The organism is uncultured Nevskia sp. (assembly GCF_903885465.1).
Classification (GTDB): Bacteria; Pseudomonadota; Gammaproteobacteria; order Nevskiales; family Nevskiaceae; genus Nevskia.
Window position 1 is genome coordinate 1 of record NZ_CAISIQ010000544.1, and the last position, 2,988, is coordinate 2,988.

Genomic DNA, 2,988 nt, shown 5'->3' on the forward strand with positions numbered 1-2,988 from the left:
AGGTGTTCAGAAGCGTTGGAATTTCGGCGGCGGTCGTGCCAGCCACGGTAACTCGCTGTCGCATCGCGTGCCGGGCTCCATCGGTCAGCGCCAGAGTCCGGGCAAGGTCTGGAAGGGCAAGAAGATGGCCGGCCACATGGGTTCGGACAACATCAGTGCCCTGAATCTGGACGTGGTCCGCATCGACGTCGAGCGCAATCTGCTGCTCGTCAAGGGCGCCGTGCCCGGACACAAGGGTGCCGACGTCGTCGTGCATCCGACGGTCAAGTAAGTAGTTCATTGGACTGGGCGACATGGATCTCCAACTACACTCAAGCAACAGCACGCTGAATGTGGCTGACGCCGTTTTCGGCGTCGACTACAACGAAGCCCTCGTGCACCAGGTTGTGACTGCCTATTTGAATGGCAGCCGCGCCGGTACCAAGGCTCAGAAGTCGAAAGCGATGGTTCGTGGCGGCGGCAAGAAGCCGTGGAAGCAGAAGGGCACGGGCCAGGCTCGCGCCGGTTCGATCCGCAGCCCGCTGTGGCGTGGCGGCGGCAAGACGTTTGCTGCCGTGCCGCGCGATCACAGCCAGAAGGTCAACAAGAAGATGTATCGCGGTGCAATCCGCTCGATCATCTCCGAACTGAACCGCAATGGCTCGCTGATCATCGCCGACAGCTTCACCGTCGAAGCCGCGAAGACCAAGACGCTGGTCGAGAAGCTGAATGTCGTTGGTGCCAACGACATCCTGATCGTCACCGATACGCTGGACCACAACCTGTTCCTGTCGGCGCGCAACCTGCACCGCGTGAACGTGGTTGACGTCAACGGCATCAATCCGGTCTCGCTGCTGTCATTCAAGAAGGTGCTTCTGACTGCCCCGGCCGTCAAGAAGCTGGAGGCCTGGCTGTCATGAGCAAGATCAAGATCTCGGGCGAACGCCTGCACCAGCTGATCCTGGCGCCGGTCGTCTCGGAAAAGAGCACGCGCGCTGCTGAAAAGAGCAACGAGGCCGTGTTCAAGGTTCTGCGCGACGCCAAGAAGCCGGAAATCAAGGCGGCGATCGAAAAGCTTTTCAACGTCAAGGTTGAAGCGGTTCGGACGCTGAACGTGAAGGGCAAGGTCAAGCGTTTCGGCGGTGCCACCGGCGTTCGTTCCGACTGGAAGAAAGCCTACGTGACGCTCGCCCAAGGTCAGGAAATTGATTTCCTGGCTGGCGCCAACAGCTAATCGGAGCGACGAGAAATGCCTCTCCAGAAAATGAAACCGACCAGCCCAGGTCGCCGTCACGTTGTTTCAGTGACGCACCCGGAGCTATTCAAGGGTCGTCCGTATGCACCGCTGCTCGAGGCCAAGCACTCGAACGGTGGTCGCAACAACCACGGCCACATCACCACGCGTCATCAGGGCGGCGGTCACAAGCAGCACTATCGCCTGATCGATTTCAAGCGTGACAAGGATTCCATCGCGGCCAAGGTCGAGCGGATTGAATACGATCCGAACCGCAGCGCGCACATCGCGCTCCTGTTGTACAAGGATGGCGAACGTCGTTACATCATCGCGCCGAAGGGCGTGAGTGTTGGCGATGCGATCCAGTCCGGTTCGGATGCGCCGATCAAGCCGGGCAATAGCCTGCCGATCCGCAACATTCCGGTCGGTTCGACGATTCACTGCATCGAACTGCGTATCGGCAAGGGCGCCCAGCTGGCGCGCTCGGCCGGTGCCGCCGTGCAGCTGGTTGCTCGTGAAGGTGAGTACGCGACGGTTCGTCTGCGTTCGGGCGAAATGCGCCTGGTGCATACGGAATGCCGCGCCACCCTCGGCGAAGTTTCCAACAGCGAGCACAACCTGCGCCATTACGGCAAGGCTGGCGCCAAGCGCTGGAAGGGTATTCGTCCGACCGTCCGCGGTGTCGTCATGAACCCGGTCGATCACCCGCACGGTGGTGGTGAAGGCAAGTCCGGTCAGGGCAATCCGCACCCGGTTTCGCCGTGGGGCCAGAAGGCCAAGGGTCTCAAGACCCGCAATAACAAGCGCACGCAGAAGTTCATCGTGCGCAGCCGTCACAAGAAGTAACTCACGTAATTCGAGAGCCCGTCATGTCGCGTTCCGTCAAGAAAGGTCCGTTCATCGATCACCATCTCGCAAAGAAGGTGAGCGATGCCCAGGGCAGCCGCGTCAAGAAGCCGATCAAGACCTGGTCGCGTCGTTCGATGATTTCGCCGGACATGGTCGGTCTGACCATGCAGGTGCACAACGGCCGTCTCCACGTGCCGGTTTTCATCACCGAGAACATGATCAGCCACAAGCTGGGCGAGTTCTCGCCGACCCGTACCTTCAAGGGCCATACGGCCGGCGACAAGAAGTCGAGCTAAGGAGACAGACATGCAGACCCAGGCTGTTCTCAAGTTCGTTCGTCTCTCGCCCCAGAAGGCGCGTCTGGTCGCTGACCAGGTTCGCGGCCAGAAGGTCGATCAGGCGCTGAACCTGCTCAAGTTCTCGCGCAACCGCGCATCGGGAATCTTGCTCAAGGTCCTCGAATCGGCGATTGCCAATGCCGAAAACAATAACGGTGCCGATGTCGACGAGCTGAAGATCTCCGAGATCTTCGTCGATGAAGGCCCGACGATGAAGCGTATCCGGCCGCGTGCCAAGGGTCGTGCAGACCGCATCCTGAAGCGCACGAGCCACGTCACGATTCGCGTCTCCGACGGCAGCACCAAGAGTTAACGGGAAGAGTATTCATGGGTCACAAGATCAATCCGAATCTGTTCCGTCTCGGCATTTCGACGGCCTGGACGTCGAACTGGTACGCCGAGCGCGGTGCCTACGCCGATAACCTGAACAAGGATCGCCTGGTGCGCGAGTTCCTGTTCAAGAAGCTGGCGCAGGCTTCGGTCAGCCGCGTGCAGATCGATCGCCCGGCCAAGTCGGCGCGCGTCACGATCCACACTGCGCGTCCGGGTATCGTTATCGGCAAGAAGGGTGAGGACATCGAGAAGCTG

General features: G+C 60.2%; 7 protein-coding genes. All 7 read left to right on the top strand.

Going from position 1 to position 2,988, the window contains the following annotated elements; genetic code table 11:
• Positions 1 to 271: 50S ribosomal protein L3 (gene rplC, locus QZY06_RS20990; RefSeq protein ID WP_295687926.1), on the top strand; the 271-nt coding region annotated here is incomplete at its 5' end.
• 22 nt (positions 272 to 293) lie between these two features.
• On the top strand, positions 294 to 899 hold the full coding sequence (rplD, locus tag QZY06_RS20995; protein WP_293390663.1) for a 50S ribosomal protein L4: 606 nt from the start codon (positions 294 to 296) through the stop codon (positions 897 to 899).
• An 11-nt stretch (positions 900 to 910) separates the two neighbouring features.
• Positions 911 to 1,213 carry a 50S ribosomal protein L23 gene (gene rplW, locus QZY06_RS21000; RefSeq protein ID WP_028475787.1) on the top strand — a complete coding sequence of 101 codons (303 nt, stop codon included), beginning with the start codon at positions 911 to 913 and terminating at the stop codon, positions 1,211 to 1,213.
• 15 nt (positions 1,214 to 1,228) lie between these two features.
• Complete coding sequence (rplB, locus tag QZY06_RS21005) at positions 1,229 to 2,059, top strand: 50S ribosomal protein L2 (RefSeq protein WP_293390667.1); 831 nt, start codon at positions 1,229 to 1,231, stop codon at positions 2,057 to 2,059.
• 23 nt (positions 2,060 to 2,082) lie between these two features.
• Complete coding sequence (gene rpsS, locus QZY06_RS21010; RefSeq protein ID WP_022978593.1) at positions 2,083 to 2,358, top strand: 30S ribosomal protein S19; 276 nt, start codon at positions 2,083 to 2,085, stop codon at positions 2,356 to 2,358.
• Positions 2,359 to 2,368: 10 nt separating this feature from the next.
• A complete protein-coding gene (rplV, locus tag QZY06_RS21015) occupies positions 2,369 to 2,713 on the top strand; it encodes a 50S ribosomal protein L22 (protein WP_293390670.1) in 345 nt (114 codons plus the stop codon).
• Positions 2,714 to 2,727: 14 nt separating this feature from the next.
• On the top strand, positions 2,728 to 2,988 hold a 261-nt coding region (locus tag QZY06_RS21020; protein WP_295687932.1), incomplete at its 3' end, for a KH domain-containing protein.

What these genes read in the sequence shown, in the direction of transcription:
- rplD (WP_293390663.1), top strand. Translation starts at nt 294, where the DNA reads ATGGATCTCCAACTACACTCAAGCAACAGCACGCTGAATGTGGCTGAC.
- rplB (WP_293390667.1), top strand. Translation starts at nt 1,229, where the DNA reads ATGCCTCTCCAGAAAATGAAACCGACCAGCCCAGGTCGCCGTCACGTT.
- rpsS (WP_022978593.1), top strand. Translation starts at nt 2,083, where the DNA reads ATGTCGCGTTCCGTCAAGAAAGGTCCGTTCATCGATCACCATCTCGCA.
- rplV (WP_293390670.1), top strand. Translation starts at nt 2,369, where the DNA reads ATGCAGACCCAGGCTGTTCTCAAGTTCGTTCGTCTCTCGCCCCAGAAG.